1 protein-coding gene and 1 pseudogene are annotated in these 2,800 nt (G+C 67.0%); both read right to left on the minus strand.

Annotation, left to right across the window (positions count from 1 at the left end):
- A pseudogene (locus BN1233_RS35775) lies at positions 1-409 on the minus strand (transposase); the annotation flags it as partial.
- A 367-nt stretch (positions 410-776) separates the two neighbouring features.
- Complete coding sequence (locus BN1233_RS35780) at positions 777-2,768, minus strand: BTAD domain-containing putative transcriptional regulator (RefSeq protein WP_046868409.1); 1,992 nt, start codon at positions 2,766-2,768, stop codon at positions 777-779.
- Positions 2,769-2,800: the final 32 nt, after the last annotated feature.

The following is a 2,800-nucleotide window of genomic DNA, read 5'->3' on the forward strand; positions in this document are numbered from 1 at the left end:
GGGCTTCGCGGCCCCGGTGCGGGTCGCGACACTGAGGCTCTCCTGCAGGAGTGCGCTCAGGCGCTCCGACCCCATGCGCTGGCGCCAGCGGGTCAGGGAGGAGCGCTCGAACGGGAGTTTGTGCTGGAAGAACTCCTCGCCGCAGAACAGCTGAAAGTAAGGGTTCTCGATCCAGCGGTCGCACAGCGCCTCGTCCGAGAGGTCGTGCAGGTGCTTGAGGATTGAAAGCCCGGCCATCAGCCGGGTCGGCAGCGGCGGCCGGCCGGGATCGTCGTCGTAAACCTCGCCGAAGCGTGCCGCGAGGAACTCCCAGTCGATCGTGCGTGCGAGCCGCACCAGTGCGTGGCCGGGATCGACGATCTGGTCGAGCCGGGCCCTGGCCGCTCTCGTGCCGCTCGTTGGGTCGCATGAAAGCCTCCCGTGCGCGGGCCTCACGGGCAGGAAATCACGCCCTTACGCGCGGCGCAATTTGCCAGAAAACCTGTCCACAGCGCATCAAAACCGGCAAACACGAATCCGGCATGAAGTCAAAAACTCACATCCGATCAACGCGTTGCGAGTTCTTCACGGACGACTAGATCTCGTCGAAGCCCATCAGCTTGCCTATCCCAGCGAACGGGAGCAGCGGGCCGGCTTCGCTGGTCGAGCGCCGCGCTTCAGAGCGCCATAGGGATGGGTTGAGGACCCGCATGCCTCCCACAGAAGCGAGAGCCTGCGGTCAACAAGCGCGACCGAATTGCGATTTGATGCGCTGAGCTCGGCGCGGCGCGCTGCCGCTACCCCTCCGGAAGGCCACCAAGCCGCATCCCTCCGGCCAACCAGTCGCGCAGCTTCGGATTGCTGCGCATGACCGGCACGGCGAGATATTTGGCGACCGTATAATCCGGTTGGAGGGCGAGCAGGCGATCGGCCGCCCAACGAGCCGTCGTCAGGTCACCGGCCATTCCCGCCCATGCCGTCAAAAATCGATAGGCCCACGTCAGCTGAGGGTGCTGCGCAACCACCTCCCGGCCGATCGCCAGCGCCTCCTCGAGGCGACCGGCGAGGGCCAGCGCCGATCCAAGACCCATGCGCATGCTGAACATGAAGGGATCGAGCGGGCTGAGCGCCATGGCTTTTTCGAAGCACTCCATTGCCGCGGAGGGCTCGCCCTGGAAGACCCCGACCCAGCCGAGCCGCGTCCAGGCCAAAGCGTTGTTCGGATCGAGCTTCAGCACAGTATGCAGCAAAGCGGCTGACTCTGCCTGCTTGCCGAGGAGGTGGAGCGTCGCACCGCAGGCGGTTAGTGCCGTCGGATCATCGTCGATCGAGGCGGAGGCTCGCTGGACACAGCGAAGGGCAATTTGCTCTTCGACTTCCGAGTCGGACGTCCAAAGATAGCTCACGTTCATCGCGTGACACCAGCCGAGGAGCGCGTGCGCCCGCCAGTACTCCGGATCAATCTCGATGGCCTGCTCGAGCGTTGCGATCGCCTCTCGAACGGCCTCGGCATGCTGCGCCCAAACCCTCGGGTAAGCTCGCATCAAGAGGTCATAGGCTCTGAGGTCGCTCGGCGGCTTGAGCCTCGCCATCTCGACCTCGGCCCGGCGAACCGCCGGATGGATTGCACCGGCCACGTTGGCTGCGATCCGATCCTGAAATGCGAACACGTCCGAGCTGGTCCCGTCGAAGCGATCGGCCCATAGCTGCTGACGGCTGGCCGCATCGACGAGCTGCACCGAGATGCGCAGCCGGTCGCCGCCGCGCCGCACCGTTCCCTCGACCACATAGCTGACGCCGAGCTCCGAGCCGACGTCGCGCACGTCGACGAAGCGGCCCTTGTAGGTAAAGGCCGACTGCCTCGCGATGACGAAGAAGTCGCGCACGCGAGACAGCGCCGCGGTGATCTCCTCGACGACGCCATCGACGAAGTATTCGTCGGACGGGCCGCTCAGATTGTCGAACGGCATGACGATGATCGACGGCAGGCCGCGATCCCGGATGCTCACGCGGGCCGGCGCCGGCACGATCGGGGGGACTGCGTCGGCTTGCGGCGCGCCCTCCATGGGATCGCGCAACGCTGCGACGAGCGCAGCGGTCTCGCGATCGGGCTCGGCGCCAAGCTCCTTCCGCAGCACGGCGCGGCACTCCTCGAACTGCCGCAACGCGGCGCTGAGGTGGCCCCGGCGCTGATGCACGCGGATGAGGGCGCGGTGCGCCTCCTCGGCCGTGCAGTCCTGCGCCAACAAGCGCTCGGCTAACGCCTCGCACGTATCGAGCAGCTCCGGCGCGGCGGCCGGGAAGGCGCTCATGCGCTCGGCAAGATTGAGCGCGGAGCGACGCAAGGCGCGGCGGTGCACGGCGAACCACTCGTCGGCATCGTCCGGCAGATCAATTCCGGCGAGGAGATCGCCGCGATACAGCTCCGCCGCAGCGCGCAACGCTTCAGCGTCTGGCCGCTTGGCGCCCGCCTCGAATGCGAGGGCATCGACCGCGCTCTCCGGAAGGCCGAGCCGGACGGTCTCCTGATCGCCTTCGACGGTCTTCGCCTGATCGGCATCCTCGCCCAATGCCCGGCGGATATCCGTCAGGGCCTGGCGCAAGCTGCTGCGCGCCTGCGGGGCTGCCCGATCCGGCCAGAACAGTCGGCACAGCTGCGTTCGCGTGACGCCCCTCGTGCCCGAGAGGGCCAGCGCGGCGAGGACGAACCGCGTCTTGCGCGTGGCGAGGCGAACGGAGTTGCCCACGGCGGCAGTCACAGCGAATCCGTCCAGCAGACGGATATGCATTTGGCGCCCCAATCAGGATCAGCCGTGAAGGC

Source organism: Microvirga massiliensis (genome assembly GCF_001006805.1).
GTDB lineage: Bacteria > Pseudomonadota > Alphaproteobacteria > Rhizobiales > Beijerinckiaceae > Microvirga > Microvirga massiliensis.

Coding starts and splice junctions, on each gene's coding strand:
- BN1233_RS35780 (WP_046868409.1), bottom strand. CDS start 2,768: ATGCATATCCGTCTGCTGGACGGATTCGCTGTGACTGCCGCCGTGGGC.